The sequence below is a fragment of the Flavobacterium shii genome, assembly GCF_025847235.1.
Taxonomy (GTDB): Bacteria; Bacteroidota; Bacteroidia; order Flavobacteriales; family Flavobacteriaceae; genus Flavobacterium; species Flavobacterium shii.
Map to the genome: position 1 here is coordinate 1 of NZ_JAOZEW010000033.1, position 19,776 is coordinate 19,776.

The following is a 19,776-nucleotide window of genomic DNA, read 5'->3' on the forward strand; positions in this document are numbered from 1 at the left end:
AGTTTTACCGTAATGTCTTGCAATAATTTTCAAACAAGTTGGACCACAGTCCTTAAAATCTGCTTGTTTATAGTTGGGGAATTTCTTCAATTTTAATTCTTGTTTTTCTACTTTATCTGGAATGATATATTTTTGATTTACTTATATAATATTTGTTTGGAATTTTTTTCTTTAATTCATTTAAATTAAATACTTTTTTAAACCAAAATAAATGATACATTATTCCTTCAAATTGATTTTTATAAAAAATTCGTCCATTATCAAACGTTATTCTCCCTATTAATCCTTCGAGAAGAATAAAATCGAAATGAGCCTTTATTCCCCCATCCATTTCTGCCCTTTTAATAAGATGAGTAAAACTCTCAATTTCTGTATCAAGGTCAAATATTGATGCTCCTTCGGTTAATGCGTCCCAAGCGAAATTGCATTCATCAAAACAATAATGCATTGAACTAGAAAATACCATCTTATAATCTTTACTTCTCTTAAAAAAAGTATTCATTAAATCATTGTTTTTATATAAAGCAAAGCATCCTGTAGTATAGTCATGCCGAACACTAATAAAATCAAATTTTTCAAGCATATCTCCTGTCATAAAATCCCGCAAATTTCCATAAATGACATCCAAATCACTTTGTCCCCAAAAGTCGTATCCTTCGATAATTTCAGGAAATAAGAAACCATAAGAAGGTTTAAAATCGCAGAGTTTATATGGGAAATCAATATTTACTGTAAAACCTAATTTTTCTGAGGCACTATTGATTAGCTCTTCTAATGTTTTGTATATAATTATTACATTACTAGGTTTATTAGGGATTAAATCGGCATTGTCGGTAATAATATAAAAATCTACTGTTGGATTAAATCCGCAAGAGTGAATAAAGTATGGGAAATACCAAGGATATTCTCCATACCAACAAGTAATAACGGCTATAGATTTTAATTTCATTGTATTAATATTATTTAGAACTCATCTTCAATTATATCCTTAACAAAAAACGTCAAGTTTTTTCTATCGTAACTTTGTGGATATTCGTACCCGTTTATAAAAATAACTGGAGTAAAACTAAAATCATTATCTTCACACCACCTGTTTTGAGACCTAAATATTGTATCAAATTCAGATGTTGCACTTCCAGAAAACAAGCTTAACCATTCCTCTAGGTTTTTACTTTCAAACCATTTATTAAGCGCTTTAGTAAAACGACTTTCCCCATCTTGCATATAAATATTAATCAAACTTCTAAACATTTTTTTAGCGTCTTCATTTTCTTTATCAAGATTTGTTTTTAATATAATCTGTACTTGAACCTCTTCGTGGTATTTTTCTAAAATAGCATCAATTATTTCGTGCACTCCTTCACAATGTCCACAAAAAGGGTTTGATATGATGGTAATTATGGTTTTACTATATTTATTTCCTAGTATAATTGGGCTCTCAATTACATCGTTTTTTTCTTTTGAAAATAATGAATTCTTAAAAATCTCATAATTGCGTTCAAATCGAATCGATTTTAATTGATATTCTTTTAGTTCTTTTTGATTATAAAGATTTTTTTTCAAACTAGACCATGCCGTAATTACCAATAAAGTGACTAGCGCAAATATAATTAATGACGTTGTGTAGAAAATAAAGGTAACACTCCCCAAAAGGAACAAATAAATGATTTCCAGCAAAATAACAGTTGTTATAGCCAAGCAAATAGGGCACCATTTTTTTTCTACGACCTTTTGATAATATAAAGACAAAAGCAAAATAGGTATTGCTGCTAAAAGCAATATTTTTTGAATTGCAAAATAGGTAATTGTATCTCCTAACAACAATGATAAAAATAATAGCAAAAATTGAGAAGTAAAAAATATCATACTCAAATCACTAAAATTAATAATCTCAAAAATTTTCCATTTATTAGAGGCTACTACAGTAGAACAACTTGTTGTAGGTTTCATATTGCAAAAACTATTGAGCAACTCGCTTTTTGTTCCAAACAAATCTTTAAGTGCGCCGATAGAAAATATAATTCCAATTACAGGGAAGGCGAAGAATAATTTGGTTTCCCAATTTATTCTAAGTTGGGACAAATAAAGGAAAAATAAAACTGAGCATAAAAATGGTAAAACCCAAAAGGAACTCTTTTTTATTTGATTTACTTCAGTATCCGTTTCTGATTTTTCTACCAAAAGTACTATCCCATTCCATATTCTTTCTAGTTCTAATTTAGAAATTTTAATTGCCTTTTTTTCTTTTAGATAAAAATAGTCATCCCCATTCCTTTCAAGAAAATAAGGCTCAGGTAACTTTTGATCTTCATTTAAAAGAGCTACAAAACGACCCGACAGACACTCTATATCTAAAAAGTCAACATGGATAGCTCCATTAGTAATATTAAAAAAACTTAAAGTATCTACAATTGATAACAAAGTAGGATAATTTGGATGAGATTGTATCTGAAAGCTAAATTCAGACTTGTCAATAGATATGCTTTCTTTTTCCAAATATTGGAAAAGGTAATTAAAGTTTTCTTTCATATAATTGTATTATCTTAAAGCTGTTAAAATTTCATCATAAAGTACTTGTTGCTCAGATGGGTTTTTTGTGTTTTTTATTACTAGCTCTCCTTTTGAGTTAAATAATAAATATCGTGGAATAGCAATGACTTCCTCGTTTAATATTTTTTGTAATGACTTCAAAATGTCACCAGAAGCAAAATAATGGTTTCCATATAGTTTAAAAGATTGAATATCCTCTACCAATTTTTGTTCAACGCCTTTGGGATCTACAGAAATATAAATAATATCAATTTTGTTTTCATTTAAAAAATTATGTAAATCTGCAGCATAAGCAAATTCCTTTTTGCAAGGAGCGCAATATGTTGCCCATAAATCTACAAATACACTTTTCCCTTGAAATTTTTCTTTAATTAATTCCGATAATTCAACATATTGAGTAGTACTTTTTATGTTTATTTTTTCAGAACCGGTTAAATATGTCGCATAGGTATAAGGCAAAATGGCAGAATTATTGGAATCATTATTAAGTTTTTCTAATCTTAATAAATAAGGGCTTTTGGGAAATTTATCTTTAAATTTTTCAAAAGAGCATCCTCCCTTCTCAAAGCCAAGAAAGTTTATATTATTTACTAGTAATAGTTCTTGAGAATCTAGTGGAGCATAATTATAATAATCATGGTGTGTATCCCATAGTCCGATATCGTGTTTTGAACCTTTTAATATCCCTCTTGAAATATTTAGGCTTTTTTGAGGAATGACTACTACTCTGTGTATCCCGTTACACTTTTCATATTTTTGATCAAAAGCATTATACATTTCATCCAATCTTACAATAATCTCATTTAAATCCTGGTCTGATAATTTTAGATCATTTTTAATTTTCAAATCCTCTTTATAACTTTCTATTTTGAAATTTGCAGCATAAAGCAACTGTAAATCTGCTTCATTTTGGATTCGCTCATAAAACAAACTGGTAATCTCGTTCTTTGAATAAAGATCCTCCATATTAACTAGTAATTCTTTACGAAGAATTAAAAGCTTATTTATAAAATCTGAAGCGCTTTTTGTATCTATAAAACAATTCTCGACTAATGGATATAGTGTTTTAAATTTAAATAACTCAGACCTATTTAACTCGTTCAATCCTAAAGCGTTATCGCCTTTAAAAGTAATATCATATATTCCTTCTTTCTTTTTAACAAACATTTTAATTTTACTGTCTTCATCAACTATAAGTTCTATTCTCGGCGTGCATAATGAGGAATTAATTGTAAATGCTCCAGTACCATTAAAATGGAAATATTTTGTGAATGAATTATTTAAAATTATTGCAGATTCACAATCCATCCAAAAATTTCTATAATTTTTATCTACTGAGTTGTTAAATGATATTTTTGTAGAATCTTTTACATCCTCAAAATATCCTTGAAGTTCAACCGTTTGAGCATTAGATATAGTAGAAAAAAGTAATATCATAATGAAATATATTTTCCCCATAATTGTCTTTAACTATATTATTTATTTTTATAAGCAATTAAATTTTAAACTATCCGATATAATAAAGACTATAAGCACTATTAAAATAGTGCCTATAGCTTAAATACTAATTAGCAGGCGTTATAACAACTCCCAATACTTTGAGCACATCCTAATAATGCCCCATTACAATAACAAGGAAAATAGCCCGAAGGACAACCTGTACTTCCAGCCATAACAGTTTTCATTTCTTTTCTTGAAAGCTTACCTTGTATGTTTGCAAGGCTAATTTTTTGTGTTTTCATAATTTTTGTTTTTTGTTAAACATTTAAAAATTTTTACTCGAAACTGATCTTGAAATAACAGTTTTACAAGTAATGGTTAATAGCATAAAATAATTAATTAACATGCATGAAAACACGATGACGCAGTATCGTAACAACCTTTTAAGATTCCATTACAATTACATGGGAAATAACCTTCAGGGCAAAACCCCCCACTACCTGCCATTATAGTTTTCATTTCGATTCTTGATAATTTTCCTTGCGCATTTGCAAGGCTCATTTTAAGAGTTTTCATAATTATTTTTTTACATTATTATTGAATTATTTTTAAAACAATCCCTGCATAATCTCAATATTAATCCTGCGCACAGATTATATGATAATTAATTAAGAATAATTTTATCAAATATGGAAATTAAACATCGTATTTAATATTCCATATAACGTATATTTTATGCCATTTACAGCATATCTGTTTGAAAGAGCCCTTTATTTACAAGCAATAAACTCATTGATGTGTTTTTGTAGTGTTTTTTATCGTTCGATGATTTAATAAAAAAATTCCTTCTTAATGTATATTTGTTTTAATACGCTTGTAAGATAATATTAGGCAATTGCCATAAAAACAAAAAAAACAACCAAAACATATTAACCAAGTATGATCAAACAAAAGCTAATCAATAGACGAATCGAAATAAATAAAACACAAGAGGAAATAGCCTATCAATTAGGTATCACTCAGTCACAATATAGTCGCAGAGAATCTGGCACCATAAAAATGACTAAAAGTGAATGGAATAGTTTGATGAAAATTCTAGACACCAACCTTGAAACTATCTATGAACCAGAAGATGGTATATACATATTAAAAAATGATGAAAGCGCCAATAATACAGGTCTTCATTATAATGAATATCATGAATTTACATTATCTATAATGAAAAAGTATATCGAAAAACTAGAGGATGAGAATAGATTTTTAAAATCCAAAACTGAAAGCCTGTGATTTATAATTCTTTAGACCCAAATATGATATATATATTTTTGTCTTACAATAAACCTTAATCAAGATGAGGGAAATTCTACACGGACCTTCTGTGTAGTCTGTAACTAAGTCTAAATAAGTAATTAACTATATCCCAAACTTATCAACTGCACTATATAAATAACAGCATTTAATGTGTTAATAAATAATGTATTATGTTTTGGCTTTTTCGTAGATATTAACTTTATAAATTTTTATATTTGGTAATAAGTAATTTGAATTTATTAATTTAAAAATATTTAAAATGGAAAAAGCTATAAAACTAAAAGTTCGAAAAGAGTTAGATGGTCAACAACAGTTTAATATAATTAAATTAAAAGGCAGCTTAATTTCGAGGGGATATACAGAGATTATACATATTCTGGATCAAGATGATGATTTTCACATTAACTCTTTTGAGACTCTTCACGAAAACACCAATGAAGTCCAAGAGTTCATTACTGCATTTATTAATAAAGAAAATTTAGCAGACACAATAACTCTTTTCAAGTAGAATCTATTTCGATGTAAAAAATAGCATCAAGTTATCAAAGATGTATTTTTTCAAAAATTGGATATTTATATATTTGAATGCATAAAATCTATAGAAAGAATTATTATACAAAAAGCCCTATTATTGTAAACCAATAATAGGGCTATATATTCGTTGTAAATATATTTTAAGTATAAAACTACTATCTCACTTAATAATAGATATCCAAAATAATACTCGATTTAGAACTATCTATTATTTTTTCTATTCTCTTAAAAAATAACTCATTTACCATAGGACAACCCTGACTGTGATTGATGTAATAATCTTGCTCATCGTATGGAACAGCAGAATAAGAATGTAGTACTATAGCTCTTTTATAGGCATTATTATTACTTTCGTCCAAACCATATAATTTATAAGCTTTTCCAAACATTCCCTTATAATTCTTACCTATTAAATATCTGCCTAAAGAAGTAGATCTCGAATTTGGTTCATTACTAAATTTTAAACCTCCATTAATTCCTGTCTCAGATCCTGATCCATGAGCGACTAGTCCTTGGTCTAAGATTTTATTATTTTCTAAATCATAAACAAAAAATCGGTTCATGCCTGATTTAATCTTCATGTCTATAAAAAAAGCAACCTTAGAATTGTATTTAGGATTTCCGTTTATCATGCTTTTAAGTCCATCCAACTGACTATTAAATCTTTCAGCTTCAAGCACAGAAAAATCTGTTGACTTGTCATTATTGGAGACGGGGAAAAAACCTAAATTAAGCAGCAAAATCAAATAAAGTATTTTCATAAAAACAAATTTTAAGTTAAAAATGCATTTTAAATATTGTTGTTTGACAAAAAAATCACAACGCTAATCTACTCTACAAAATAACAAATTCCTGAATGCACAATACGTTTAAATAACATCAAATAAAGACATAATTACTGCAATATCAAAAGTTTAACAAAAATAACTTTTTTTTTAAAACAAGACCAATAAAACACAATAAAAATCCTATTACCGCTCTTTTTTGGCTATAATCGTCGCTGCTCTTCGGTTTGGACTTCTTTCTTTTTGTTTACCAAACTTTGATTTCCAAAATTATAACGGAGTCCCAATCTAAAACTCTGGCTGTCGCCATAAGACTTAAAGTAATTGTACTGGTTTGCATAATCTGTAACAACTGTTTCTTTTTCACCGCGATAGATATCCGAAATAATCGCATATACTTCCCCATTACCATTCCATATTTTCTTGCGGATAGCAGCAGAAAGATTTGAAGTCTGACTGAAAACAAAAGTTCCCTGTACAGAAGAAGAATTGTATTGAAAATTTAGCTCTGCGTTTAGGTCTTTCTTCTTGTTGAGTACAAAACGGTTGCTAATGCTGGTGTTATAAGTAGGCTTTCCGTTTTTATAGAAATTACCATCCCTGCCCTGGAAACGGTCTTCGACATAGCTCAATCCTGCCTGGATTCCAGATTCCCAGAAATCAAACAAAGTGAGGTTGGTGTTAAACTCTAGTCCAAAGGCAAAATCTTTTTTAATATTCGTAAAATGATACACCAGCATATTGGTTTCATAATCCTGATAAGAAATTTCCATCGAAGGATTTTTTTCAAGGCGGTAAAAAAGATCAAAGTTGTATTTATTTTTCAGCGTATAAAGAAAATTGATGTTGTGGCTAATTGTGGGCAGTAATTTCGGATCACCCATAAAATAAGAATAGGAATTGTAATAAGAACGAAATGGATTCAGCTTACTGTATTGTGGTCGTGTAATACGCTTACCGTAAGAAAAACCTATTTCATGCCCTTCAGACGCCTTGTAAAGTCCGTAAAATGTTGGAAAAAGCTTAAAATAATGTTGTTCATTGACCTCAAAAGTCGTAACCGAGTTTCCTTCCAGTGCCGTATATTCGCCGCGTAACCCTGCCTTGAGGCTCCACTTCCCAAATTCTTTGTTATAACTCGCATAACCCGCCAATATAGACTCGTCATAAAGGAAAAGGCTGGTTCTATTTGGATTATTCACAAGACTGCCATCGATTTCATCTTTATAATCGAGGTTGCTTTGGGCTTTTACATTTCCAAATTTTAATCCTGCTTCCAGAGTACCATTATTTTCATTCGAATAATCGGCTTGGGCAGAAAAAAGCTGAATATCTTGCACATTATCACTGATAAAGCGTGACGTGCGATACGGATTTTCTTCGGGAAGCGAAAATGCAGAAGTGATATCCTGAAGTTCCTCTCGCCAATATTTGGTATAATCTGCCGCAACCGATACTTTTTCTTTTTGACTAAACAAATGATCGAAGGAAATATTATAGGCATTATTCCTTAACGGGTTTCTGCGGTTGTTTCGGGTTACATAAAGCGAATCAAGAGCACCATTGGCTCCATAAATAAATGTTGGCACTGTAAATTCTCCCTGCTGCTTCACTCCTATAAATCCGGTACCGCCAACAGCGATTGTGTTTAGCGAATCAATTTCATAAGATGCCTGAAGGCGATAAGAATGCTGTTCCAGAGACTTAGACTTGCGCCTCATGATGCTTTCCCAGCGGGAATCAACCGAACCGTCTTCTTTTAAATAATGTACTACATCTACCCCTTCATTGACATATACACCAGAACCAAAGCCATACCTTCCTGCCAGAGACAATTTTTTTCCTTTATAAAATTGATTTATAGACGCAATGCCCTTGGGATACATCGACTGCACGTATGCGGTATTAACAGAACCTTTATAACCTAATGAAAGATTCTTTTTTAGTTTGATATTTAAAACGGCGCTTCCCTGCGCTTCGTATTTTGCAGGTGGATTGGTTATAACCTCTATTGATTTCACTTCTTCTCCGCTGGTATTTTCCAAAAACTGCTTTAATTCTTCCCCGGTTAAATAAACTTTCTTATCATTAATGGTTACTAGAATACTCTGGCTGCCGCGAATACTTATTGCTCCCGCAGAACCTGTCATTACACCAGGCGTTTTACTTAAAATCTCCCAGGCATTATTTGAAGAAAGCGATGAATTTTCTACCCCGAATTCTAGCCTGTCGGTCAGGCGTTTTACAATGGGTCTTTTTGAGGTAATCGTCACACCATCTAGATTATTTGAAATTTCTTTTAAAGAAAGTACGCCCAAAAGCGTATCTTTTTGGATTGTTATCTTTTTTGAATATTCTTCAAAACCGATTGTTTTTACTTTGAGCAGGTAATCACCTTTTGCTATGCCTCCAAAACGAAACTCTCCAAGCTCATTTGTTTGTGCTGCCTTGTAGGTCACAGAATCATTTGCCTGCAAAAGCAGCGCATCTGCGAAAGGTACGGCTTGATGAGAGCCGTCGACTACCTTTCCAGAAAGGGAAACTTCTTGCGAATAACCCGCAAAAGAACCCCACAACAGTAACATGATTAATTTTTTCATTGATGATTTGTTTGATACAAAACTCCGCAAATCATTTTCTAAAAATGGTTAACAGAGGGTTAATGAAGGGTTAAACACCAGAAGGTGAAAAGAAGATTGTAAACACAAAATGCTTTTAGGAAAAGACATTTCGGTCCTAGCACGGTTTTATCTGACTTATTGTTTATAAATTTGGTTAACGTAGGGTTAACGCTAGTATATTTAAACTAAAAAAGCCTAAAATGCGATAGCTTTGCCTTAACAAAACAAATGGATTCCCTTTGTGAATCAAAACATTAAAGACAGATGAAAAGAAAAATAATGCTTTTAATTGGTGCCTGTATCTTTACGGTAATCGCCTTGGCTACAATTCAAGGCTATTTTATCTACAATACCTACCAATTAAATGAAAAGGAAATAAATATTGCTATTAAAAAACAAATCGCACGCTTGGAAGATACCGAAGAATGGGAGAATCTGAACGATGTATGGACAAGACGCTCCAAAAAATATGTAAGAGAATATGTAAAAGAGTATAAAAAAGGAAATACAACAAAGCCCGATTTAAACAAATACCTTAATACCAACAAAGATTCACTATTTAGAGCTATGAACGCTTATATGAAAAAGATGGTGCAGCCAGAAGATTATGATATTGATTATTCTATTTATGTCAATTCAATTATACTGATAAATCATGGAAAAACAGATACTTTATTTAAAGGAAAAATATTGGTATTAGCCAATGATACTTTAAAAAAGAACCATATCCTCTCTTCTATGGGACGCTGGGAGACTAAAGATAATGATGATGAACTTTCAATGATTGTAAAGAGTAACCGCTACTATAGTTTTGATGAGTTGCAGCAAACAATTATTTCTAAAATGGCGGGCTTATTACTCTTTTCGGTGATATTGATGGCTTTTGTTGTTTTCTTATACTATATGTCATTAAAAAACCTCATCACTCAAAAACGAATTGCCGATATAAAAACGGACTTTGTCAATAATATTACACATGAATTCCAAACACCACTCGCTACGATGGATATTGCCATCAAAACATTGCAGCGAAAGGACGAGCAAATGAGTCCAGAACATTATAAAAACACACTGGCAATGATTGCAAGGCAAAATGAAAGACTGCAAAAATTGTTTCGACAGGTAACAGAAGTCTCTGTCATGCCAATTGCCAATAAAGACATCATTCACGTTACTAGTGAAGAAATCAAGGATATGATTGACGATTTCAGGCTTTCAAAACCAGATGTAACTATTGAATTTACAAGTCAAAAAGAAGCTTTTAGTATTCCAATGGATCGTTTTCACCTAAATACGATTCTGATAAATCTTTTGGACAATGCCGTGAAATATGGCGCCCTTAAAATTGAGGCTGATTTAAGGATTACAGCAGGAAACTTTATCCTTTCTGTAAAAGACAATGGAAAAGGCATTCCAGTTCAAGAGCAGGCTTCTATTTTTGATAAATTTTATAGAGTCGAAAAAGGAAACATTCACAATAGTAAGGGTCTTGGTCTTGGATTATTCTATATTAAACAATTGGTAGAAACCTATAACGGGACCATCAGGGTGAAAAGCGAAGAGCACAAAGGATCTTTATTCATAATTACAATTCCAATATGAAACAGCATATTTTATTAGCAGAAGACGATTTTGACTATGCTTCTATATTAAAGCAATATCTTGAATTTTCAGGCTTCAAGGTTACTTGGGCAAAGGATGGTAAGGAAGCTTTGAAATTTTTTTCAGATACAAAGCCTGATATCTGTGTTTTGGATGTTATGATGCCTCAAATGGACGGATTTACACTCGCTGAAAATATTATTGATAATTATCCCGAAACACCTTTCCTTTTTTTAACAGCAAAAAGCATGAAGGAAGACAAGATCAAAGGATTACGACTTGGTGCAGATGATTATGTAGTGAAACCATTTGAAGTAGAAGAATTAATTTTACGAATTCAAAACATCTTGAAGCGAAGCCAAAAACCTGTTACCGGTAATACTCCCGAAGCCTTGGTATTTTCTATCGGCACCTATGTTTTTGATGGAGATAACTATACGCTTTCCCATGAAAAAATTATACACCGAGTTACCGAAAAGGATGCGCACCTAATTCGGTTTTTATATGCCAATAAGAACAAACTGGTCAAACGTGAAGATATTCTAAAGGAAATCTGGGGCAATGATGACTTCTTTTCCGGACGAAGTATGGACGTTTTTATCAGTCGTCTTCGAAAATATTTTAGTGAAGATCCAAACATCTCTATTCCCAGCGTAAGAGGTCTGGGATTTAAATTTAATAGTAAAGACGAATAAAATTTTAAAGCATTTACATTATGAAAAGCATTTTATTTATAGCCCTGCTTACTTGGGGCACTTTGGCTCAGGCACAAACAGCAATTGCCACTTCGGGAAACACAACAACGGTTGTAAAAACCCCTTCCAAACAAACAAAAACAACAAAAACCACAGTATCTGTTTCAGATTCGGATAACAGCTATTCTTTACAAGCGAGTTTTGATGCTTGGAAAACTAAAAAACTGGAAAAATTATTGTCTGACAACTTAGACAAAAGTTTATTTACTACTGATGCGGGCACCAAAATTTGGAAAAAAGATAGCAAAGGCGAAACGGCATACTCTTTTATATTAAAGGGAGAAAAATTAAAGATAAGTATTGATAAGGAATTAGTTTCTGATGAAACCTTTGAGAAACTAAAAGCATTGGGGGAGAAAATTTCTGAAACTCTTTCGGAAAACTAAATTTTACTTTTTTGAATTAGTAAAATACAAAAAAATAGCTTGGGGAATAAACCCAAGCTATTCCCTTTTAAATTACAACCTCTTAAAATTAATTTACAGCGTTTGGCTTTTTGTCGTTTAACACACATCGTGTTGTTAATTACTCTCCCTCAACAACTTTTTTCTTCTCAAATCCAAAAATTGAACATTTTAGATTTTTCCTTCATTAAAATTTTGACAGTTTTATAAATTTTGACGTTCACTTTTACAAAAAAATTAAAACAAAACTTAAAACAAAACATAACTAACTAATAATTAGCTACTTACAAAATATTGAACTGATAAAAAAAGGGTGTTTTCCCCCTTTTCTGATACCCTTTCTTTTTTCTAACTTGGACGATTCTATAAGCCTTGGTCTCTATTACAAGTTTAGAGCAAAACCAAAAATCTTAACTTTTATTTTCAATCTGCGCCTTAAAATGATCCTTTTTAATAAAATTTCACATGGCATTTTCACAAGCGAGATACCATGAAAAAAAGCCTAAAACACTTATTCAATACAGTAAAATAAGGAAGTAAATCAAAAACAAAATAGGAATTATGTTTAAAAAAGCAAGCAAGTAAGTACTGCTTTTAAAAGAACAAAAAATTGAATTGTACTTTCTTTTCTCAAAGTATGTTCATTATGTATAAGGCAATCAAATTAGCAATACTATTTAGAATGTATTAAAACTTTATCACAAGATGATTTTTGAAGTTATTCAGATAATTGCAGAGCAAGTAAACAACTATCTCGATGAAATCGGTTTAGAGAAAACAATTGTGGCAGAAAATATCGCTCATTTGGAGTCTCAAAACGATGATGTATCTACAAACTTAGAAGATAAAGTAGCACTTACCCTAATCAATTTAGACGAAGAAGCGACTTTAAAAAACTTCCCCAATCATTCTATTGAAAACGCTAAAACAGTTTATAAAAATAGCGTTATTAATTTAAATCTGTATTTGCTTTTTAGCGCCAATAGAACTAAATACATTAACTCGCTTAATGATATTTCAAAAATTATTGCATTCTTCCAAGGGAAAAAACTATTTACTCAATCCAACACTATTTACGACAGAAACAATGTTGCAATGACCAATATCGACAACTTCAGATTCTCTGTAGAGCTCTACACTCCCACTTTTGAAGAGTTAAACTATATCTGGGGAACATTAGGTGGTAAACAATTTCCATCGGCTTTATACAAAGTAAGCATGATACAAATAGAACGCAATATTACGCAAGGCGAAGGACAACTTATCAGTAAGGTTGAAGGTGTAACAAAAACAATAGAGCAATCATGAGTTTTAATACTACATATGGATTGTTATTTGAAATAACGCTTTTTCACAATTATTTTCTGAATAACGGTAAAGATGCTTATACAGGAATGTCTACAGATGATCAGAAAAAAATGCTCCAAAAATTCGATAGCGATTCATTTACAACTATAATACCAACCATAGAAACCAACACGCAGTTAAAAAACTACAAAATGATACTCAAGAAAACCAAAATGGGTTTTAGAGTATATATTAAATCCAAGGAAGGCATTGAAAACGAATCATTTATAAAAACCCCTCTTGATTTGAAATTGGACTTTATAATCACCATCAATGATTATCAATTTGAGAATTACACTGATTTGGAATTTACCCTCAATCGAATGTTTTTATTTAGCAATGTAAAGCCTTTAAGTGAACCCGTTGATTTTAAATACATTCCAGATATCAATGACAATATCCTGATTTCTAATGATTATTTAGTATCCGAAAAAACCACTATAGATTTAATTTCAAAACTTCAACCATTAGAAAAACAAGGTGTCTTTGGGCTTGTTTCATTAACGCTAAAAGGTGATAATTCGCAGGATATTATAGCCAGTTCAGGCAAAATGTTAAGTCCGAGTTTTAAAATTAATTTTGACAATCGAAAAACGCTTTGGAAATACATCAACCGGAAAACAGGAACTGAGATTGTAACCATTCTACCGAAACCGTTAACCTATTCGGGCTTTGTAGAAATTAATCCAACTAATGATTTTGATCCTTCACAAAATGAGGCTAATCAATACCCTAACCCATCTGTAAAATCAATAACAAAAATCAGTGGTAATTACTGTTCGGAAATATTTATTTAATAATTAAAAACAAATCAATTATGGCAACAACTTACAAAACGCCTGGAGTGTATATTGAGGAAATCGTAAAGTTTCCGCCTTCTGTAGCTCAGGTAGAAACAGCGATTCCTGCTTTTATAGGCTATACTGAGAAAGCTATGAACAAGATTGAGGACGATTTAGACAGAATCCCTACCCGAATCACGTCTTTACTGGATTATGAAACCTATTTTGGATTGGCATATCCCGAAGACTCAATCTCTGTAAATGTAACTGATGTGGTAACTAACAATGTAACCGAAAGAAATATTGTGGTGAATCAGCCTAGTGATCCAAGACCATTCTTAATGTATTATTCGCTTCAGATGTATTTTGCAAATGGTGGTGGGCCTTGTTATATTATATCTGTAGGTAAATATGAAGATATAAATGGTAATGCAAAGCTAGTTTTTATTGATGATCTTAAGGCTGGATTGGATTTATTAAAAGCAGAAGACGAACCAACATTGATATTATTTCCTGATGCAAAAGCATTGCCTCCAGATAAATTCTGTCCTTTATATGCAAATGCCTTAATACAATGCCATGATATGCAGGACCGGTTCACCATTATTGATACTCAAAGTTCTACAAATATTGGCGCGGATTCAAAAGCACTAAGAGACGGATTATCTCTAGAGAAAGATTACCTTAAATATGGTGCAGCTTATTATCCATACTTGGAGACTATATTAAACTACCGATATAATGAAGATGATATTTTAATCAACCATTTTACCAATGTTCCCGATGCGATAAGCACAGCATCAAACGATATTGACAATTCTTTACTAAAAATTTCACCAACCATTTCAAGTATTCTTAGCATTAGTAATGAAATTTCAATACCTGCAAATGATGACACCGTCAAAGGAAAAATAGCTAATGTACTTTTATTTATAGATTCTCCTAACCCAAATGGTTTTAATCTTGCTGCCATACCTCCTGCTGCTGATTATGACCTTAATTTAAAAGATGAATTCGCAAAAACGTTGATTGCATTAACTACCGATTTAACTTCATTAATTTCTGAAAAACAAAAAATTAAAAATGCAGCCAATTCAGTAACTGCATCTGTTAAAGATGAAAATTCCGGTTCTGAAATTCCTCTTGGGCAAGCTTTAGGAAGATTTGTAAACTTATTTGAAGGTTCCGATAAAATTGAAAGTGTAAAAACAAACCTAGAAGACTTGACTGCAAAGATGCTTGCCTCAAAAACAAGCTCAGCACTAGGTACAATTGTAGGTAATATCGCCAGTGAGATTGCAAATTTATTTACAATTTCTGTCCCAAGTTCTATTACTAAATTACCGGATGATACCCTGACCATTGGAACTGATGTCTTTAATAAACCATTGCCTGCCAAAACCATGATTCAATTGATTAAAGATATCAAAACCGAAATTACTACTGTTATCTCTAAAGACACTAACAACGGCGCAATGAATGGTCGTTTCCTAGGTGACATTGAAGGTTTAGACAACAAATCATATAATGCCATAAAAGCAGAGATTTTGGCCCTTCCTCTTACCCTTCCTCCTAGTAGTTCTGTGGCTGGAATTTACGCACGTGTCGATTCCGACAGAGGTGTTTGGAAAGCGCCTGCCAATGTGGGGATTAATTATGTGATAAAACCAACGCTAAAAATAACCAATGATGACCTAGGCAACCTAAATATTGATACCATTGGCGGTAAATCTATCAATGCTATCAAAAGTTCTACTGGTAATGGAACTTTGGTCTGGGGAGCTAGAACCTTGGCAGGAAACGATAAAGAATGGCGTTATGTACAGGTTCGACGTTTCTTTATTATGGCCGAAGAATCCATAAAAAAAGCGACCGAACAGTTTATTTTTGAGTCTAACGATGCCAATACCTGGATAAGAGTGAGAGCCATGATAGAGAATTTTCTAATTCTTCAATGGAGAGCAGGAGCATTGGCAGGAGCTAAATATGAAGATGCTTTTTATGTTAAGATTGGATTGGGACAAACCATGTCGGCTATGGATATTCTAGATGGATTAATGATAGTCGAAATAGGAATGGCAGTAGTTCGTCCGGCAGAATTTATCCTTCTGCGTTTCTCTCACAAAATGCAGGAATCTTAACTAAATATCAACATTTAAAAATATATAAATCATGAGTTATCCGCTACCAAAGTTTCATTTCTCAGTTAACTGGGGTGGAACAAAAATAGGATTTACAGAAGTTTCTGGATTAGATGTAGAAACTGAAGTTATAGAATACCGCCAAGGAGCAAGTCCCGAATACAGCAAGATTAAAATGCCCGGCATGCAAAAATTCTCCAACATCACACTAAAAAGAGGAACGTTTGCAAACGATAATGAGTATTACAAGTGGTGGAACACAGTAAAACTAAACACCATACAAAGAAGGGATATTACGATAAAATTACTTAACGAAGAACACCAACCCGTGATTACCTGGAAAGTAAAAAATGCTTGGCCTGCTAAGATTCAATCATCTGATTTAAAAGCCGATGGAAATGAAATCGCTATCGAATCTATGGAATTGGTTCACGAAGGTTTATCCATTCAAAATGATTAGTCATGGCTAACTATTATCCGCCTGTTGGTTTTCATTTTTTAGTTGAATTTGAAGGTCTTGGTACGAAAGAAAAAGACCATCAGTTTCAATCCGTTTCTGGCTTGTCTGTTGATCTTGAAACCGAAGAAATATCCGAAGGTGGAGAAAATAGATTCAAACATAAACTTCCTGTAAAGACAAAATATCCAAATCTCACTTTAAAAAGAGGAATCCTCATTGATTCTGTCGTTATCGGTTGGTGCAGGGACGCCATTGAAAACTTTTCTTTCAAACCCGTAAACCTAACAATTAAATTACTCAATGAAGAACACAAACCTTTGATTTCATGGAATGTTGTTCATGCCTATCCTGTAAAGTGGGCAGTTGAAGATTTTAATGCCCAAGAAAGCAAGCTCGTTGTTGAAAGCTTTGAGCTTACCTACAATTATTTCACCCTAATTAAAACTTAGTTATGCCCATAGAAATAAAAGAGCTTCACATTAAAATAAACGTGAACGAAGGATCTAAATCGGCAGCTTCTCCAAGTTCTTCAGAAAGCAAGGATGATGATGCAATAGCCGAATGTGTAGAGCAAGTAATGAAAATCATCCAACGTAAAAAAGAACGCTAAATCATGGTAGGAGAATTAAAAAAACTAAAAATTGTTGCTTTTAGTGACCCTGGATTTAACCACTTGATTGCTGATGGTCAATTTTCTACGCTGATGAATCCGGAAAAATACACGTTTCACTATAAAATTGAATCGGATAAAACCCAAGCTTCCGGCACAAGTAGTGTTCCTCCAAAATTCAACAAACAGTTACCTGAAAATCTCGAACTCGATTTTGTTTTTGATCGATCCGGAGTAATCACTGGTTACGAAAGTTCCATTGATGGTATCATTGGAGACATTGAGAAATTCAAAAAAGTTATTTTGGATTACAATGGTGACAAACATAAACCCAATTACCTCATTATTTCTTGGGGAACATTGCTTTTTAAAGGTTCATTGACAGAAATGGATATAGAATTTAAACTCTTTAAACCCGACGGAACTCCAATTAGAGCAATTGCAAAAGCAAAATTTCAAGGTTTTGTTGAAGACAATTTAAGAGCGGCAAAAGAAAATAATAAATCGCCCGATTTAACCCATTACAGAACCGTAAAAGAAGGCGATACATTGCCCTTGATGTCCTACAATATCTACGGCGATTCCAAGTATTATCTAGAAGTTGCAAAAGTTAATAACATTATCGATTTCAGAAAATTAAAAACAGGGAAAAAACTATTTTTTCCACCATTACAAAAACAATCCTAATGAACAATAGCGGAGTCATACAAACCAGTAAAAGCACCGATTTAGTAACGCTTAAAATTTTAATTGAAGGGGAAGAATTATCCAAAACCTATCAAGTAAAAAGCATTGTGGTACAAAATGAAGTCAACAGGATTCCTATGGCCCAAATTGTCCTGATAGACGGGGAAGCTTCTCAAAGAGATTTTAAACTGAGTAACGAAGATCTATTGATTCCAGGTAAAAAAATTGAAATAAAAGCTGGTTATCACAGTGATGAAGAAACCATTTATAAAGGAATCATTATCAAGCATTCGATTAAAATAAAAAGCAGTTTTTCTTTGCTCATTATCGAATGTAAAGACGAAGCTGTAAAACTTACCATCGGGAGAAAAAGCAAGTATTTTTATGATGTAAAAGACAGCGAAGCATTTGAAGAAATTATTAAAGCGTACGGATTAATAAAAGACATCGAGGCTACCAATTTTAGCCACAAAGAACTAATTCAATACAATACTTCCGATTGGGATTTCATAGTTTCGAGAGCACAAGCCAATGGGAAACTTTGTTTTGTAGAGAATGGGAAAATTACAATCCGTAAACCCAACTTAACCTCATCATCTGTTGAAACGGTTACTTTTGGAGCCACTTTGCTTGATTTTGATGCCGAAATTGATGCTCGAAATCAATTTGCCAAAGTCTCTTCCTACAGTTGGGATTACACCAATCAAGAGTTAGTCGAAATAGAAGCCAACGATCCAAGCGTGAAATTAAACGGCAACCTTTCTACTTCTGATTTATCTGAAATTATCGAACTTGAAAATCTAGAATTACGCCACGGCGGTACCATTACCGAAGTAGAACTTCAAGATTGGGCCGACGCCAAATTACTGTTTCAGCAATTATCCAAAGTCCGTGGGAGAGTCAAATTTCAAGGTATATCTACTGTGAAGCCCAACACTATAATCACTCTCGAAGGCGTTGGTAATCGATTTAACGGAAATGCTTATGTCACTGGTGTTTTTCATGAACTAACCGAAGGAAATTGGACTATTGATGCACAATTCGGATTAAATCCTCAGTGGTTTTCTGAAACGTTCGACATTCACACACCAACAGGTTCGGGAATCAACCCTGCTATAAAAGGACTTCATATTGGAATTGTCACTCAACTAGAAAAAGATCCAAATAGTGAAGATCGCATTTTGGTTAAAATTCCTATTATCAACAATAAAGAACAAGGTATTTGGTGTCGTGTAGCTTCTCCCGATGCAGGAGATAACAGAGGTATTTTTTTTAGACCTGAAATAGAAGATGAAGTAATTATTGGTTTTGTCAATGAAGATCCTAATAATGCTATCATTTTGGGAATGCTTCACAGCAGCGGAAAACCTGCTCCAATTGTAGCTTCTGACGATAATAATCAAAAAGGAATTGTAACCCGAAGCAAGATGAAAGTTTTGTTTGATGATAAAAAAAAATCTATTGGAATTGAAACTCCTGCCGGAAAAAAAATAACACTTGATGAAGACCAAGGTGTTATTATAATCGAAGATGAAAATTCGAACATAATCACCATTGACAGCAATGGAATAAAAATGAAAAGTGCCGGAAACATAGCGTTAACTGCATCGGGTGATGTAACAATTGAAGGGGCTAATGTTTCATTAAAGGCTAAAGCTCAATTGAAAGCAGAGGGAAGTGCAGGCGCACAACTATCATCAAGCGCACTCACTATTGTAAAAGGAAGTATAGTACAAATAAATTAAAA

At 32.5% G+C, this 19,776-nt stretch carries 21 protein-coding genes; 13 read left to right on the forward strand and 8 right to left on the reverse strand.

The annotated features are described in order from the left end of the window. The 6 genes from OIU83_RS23650 to OIU83_RS22005 all read right to left on the reverse strand — a co-directional run. Positions 1-90 (reverse strand): cysteine peptidase family C39 domain-containing protein (locus tag OIU83_RS23650; RefSeq protein ID WP_404827721.1); only part of this gene is annotated, 90 nt, incomplete at its 3' end. Between the two features lie 22 nt (positions 91-112). After that, the gene (locus OIU83_RS21985; RefSeq protein WP_264208420.1) at positions 113-949 is read right to left on the reverse strand and encodes a DUF6625 family protein; all 837 of its coding nucleotides are present in this window, start codon (positions 947-949) and stop codon (positions 113-115) included. Between the two features lie 14 nt (positions 950-963). Further along, entirely contained in the window at positions 964-2,529 is a 1,566-nt protein-coding gene (locus OIU83_RS21990; RefSeq protein ID WP_264208421.1) for a vitamin K epoxide reductase family protein, read from the reverse strand. A 9-nt stretch (positions 2,530-2,538) separates the two neighbouring features. Then, positions 2,539-3,987 carry a TlpA family protein disulfide reductase gene (locus OIU83_RS21995; RefSeq protein WP_264208422.1) on the reverse strand — a complete coding sequence of 483 codons (1,449 nt, stop codon included), beginning with the start codon at positions 3,985-3,987 and terminating at the stop codon, positions 2,539-2,541. Positions 3,988-4,118: 131 nt separating this feature from the next. Then, positions 4,119-4,292, reverse strand: coding sequence for a hypothetical protein (locus OIU83_RS22000; protein WP_264208423.1), 174 nt, complete (start codon positions 4,290-4,292; stop codon positions 4,119-4,121). 97 nt (positions 4,293-4,389) lie between these two features. Beyond that, on the reverse strand, positions 4,390-4,566 hold the full coding sequence (locus OIU83_RS22005; RefSeq protein ID WP_264208424.1) for a hypothetical protein: 177 nt from the start codon (positions 4,564-4,566) through the stop codon (positions 4,390-4,392). A 363-nt stretch (positions 4,567-4,929) separates the two neighbouring features. Here OIU83_RS22005 and OIU83_RS22010 point away from each other — a divergent pair, with 363 nt between their 5' ends. Both OIU83_RS22010 and OIU83_RS22015 read left to right on the forward strand, forming a co-directional pair. Next, the gene (locus tag OIU83_RS22010; RefSeq protein WP_264208425.1) at positions 4,930-5,277 is read left to right on the forward strand and encodes a helix-turn-helix transcriptional regulator; all 348 of its coding nucleotides are present in this window, start codon (positions 4,930-4,932) and stop codon (positions 5,275-5,277) included. Positions 5,278-5,560: 283 nt separating this feature from the next. Then, positions 5,561-5,809, forward strand: a complete 249-nt coding sequence (locus tag OIU83_RS22015) for a hypothetical protein (protein ID WP_264208426.1) — start codon at positions 5,561-5,563, stop codon at positions 5,807-5,809. A gap of 190 nt (positions 5,810-5,999) precedes the next feature. On the opposite strand, the gene OIU83_RS22020 is transcribed toward OIU83_RS22015, so the two are convergent. Continuing rightward, positions 6,000-6,596 (reverse strand): murein L,D-transpeptidase catalytic domain family protein, encoded by a 597-nt coding sequence (locus OIU83_RS22020; RefSeq protein WP_264208427.1) that lies wholly within the window; start codon positions 6,594-6,596, stop codon positions 6,000-6,002. 227 nt (positions 6,597-6,823) lie between these two features. Continuing rightward, on the reverse strand, positions 6,824-9,205 hold the full coding sequence (locus OIU83_RS22025) for an outer membrane beta-barrel family protein (RefSeq protein ID WP_264208428.1): 2,382 nt from the start codon (positions 9,203-9,205) through the stop codon (positions 6,824-6,826). Between the two features lie 300 nt (positions 9,206-9,505). Here OIU83_RS22025 and OIU83_RS22030 point away from each other — a divergent pair, with 300 nt between their 5' ends. The 11 genes from OIU83_RS22030 (at position 9,506) to vgrG (ending at position 19,774) form a co-directional block, all read left to right on the forward strand. After that, positions 9,506-10,843 (forward strand): sensor histidine kinase, encoded by a 1,338-nt coding sequence (locus tag OIU83_RS22030; RefSeq protein ID WP_264208429.1) that lies wholly within the window; start codon positions 9,506-9,508, stop codon positions 10,841-10,843. Next, a complete protein-coding gene (locus OIU83_RS22035) occupies positions 10,840-11,538 on the forward strand; it encodes a response regulator transcription factor (RefSeq protein ID WP_264208430.1) in 699 nt (232 codons plus the stop codon). The genes OIU83_RS22030 and OIU83_RS22035 overlap by 4 nt, the downstream gene beginning before the upstream one ends. Before the next feature lie 20 nt (positions 11,539-11,558). Then, positions 11,559-11,984: a hypothetical protein gene (locus OIU83_RS22040; RefSeq protein WP_264208431.1), complete on the forward strand. Its 426-nt coding sequence runs from the start codon at positions 11,559-11,561 to the stop codon at positions 11,982-11,984. A 723-nt stretch (positions 11,985-12,707) separates the two neighbouring features. Continuing rightward, positions 12,708-13,310, forward strand: a complete 603-nt coding sequence (locus OIU83_RS22045) for a DUF4255 domain-containing protein (RefSeq protein ID WP_264208432.1) — start codon at positions 12,708-12,710, stop codon at positions 13,308-13,310. After that, positions 13,307-14,146 carry a hypothetical protein gene (locus tag OIU83_RS22050; protein WP_264208433.1) on the forward strand — a complete coding sequence of 280 codons (840 nt, stop codon included), beginning with the start codon at positions 13,307-13,309 and terminating at the stop codon, positions 14,144-14,146. Before OIU83_RS22045 ends, OIU83_RS22050 begins: the two co-directional genes overlap by 4 nt. A 20-nt stretch (positions 14,147-14,166) precedes the next feature. Next, on the forward strand, positions 14,167-16,272 hold the full coding sequence (locus tag OIU83_RS22055) for a phage tail sheath C-terminal domain-containing protein (RefSeq protein WP_264208434.1): 2,106 nt from the start codon (positions 14,167-14,169) through the stop codon (positions 16,270-16,272). A gap of 31 nt (positions 16,273-16,303) precedes the next feature. After that, positions 16,304-16,732, forward strand: a complete 429-nt coding sequence (locus OIU83_RS22060) for a phage tail protein (RefSeq protein WP_264208435.1) — start codon at positions 16,304-16,306, stop codon at positions 16,730-16,732. Positions 16,733-16,734: 2 nt separating this feature from the next. Further along, entirely contained in the window at positions 16,735-17,181 is a 447-nt protein-coding gene (locus OIU83_RS22065; protein WP_264208436.1) for a phage tail protein, read from the forward strand. Positions 17,182-17,183: 2 nt separating this feature from the next. Continuing rightward, positions 17,184-17,342 (forward strand): DUF5908 family protein, encoded by a 159-nt coding sequence (locus OIU83_RS22070; RefSeq protein WP_264208437.1) that lies wholly within the window; start codon positions 17,184-17,186, stop codon positions 17,340-17,342. A gap of 3 nt (positions 17,343-17,345) precedes the next feature. Beyond that, a complete protein-coding gene (locus tag OIU83_RS22075) occupies positions 17,346-18,029 on the forward strand; it encodes a CIS tube protein (protein ID WP_264208438.1) in 684 nt (227 codons plus the stop codon). Then, positions 18,029-19,774 carry a type VI secretion system tip protein VgrG gene (vgrG, locus tag OIU83_RS22080; protein ID WP_264208439.1) on the forward strand — a complete coding sequence of 582 codons (1,746 nt, stop codon included), beginning with the start codon at positions 18,029-18,031 and terminating at the stop codon, positions 19,772-19,774. The genes OIU83_RS22075 and vgrG overlap by 1 nt, the downstream gene beginning before the upstream one ends. The last annotated feature ends 2 nt before the right edge of the window (positions 19,775-19,776 follow it).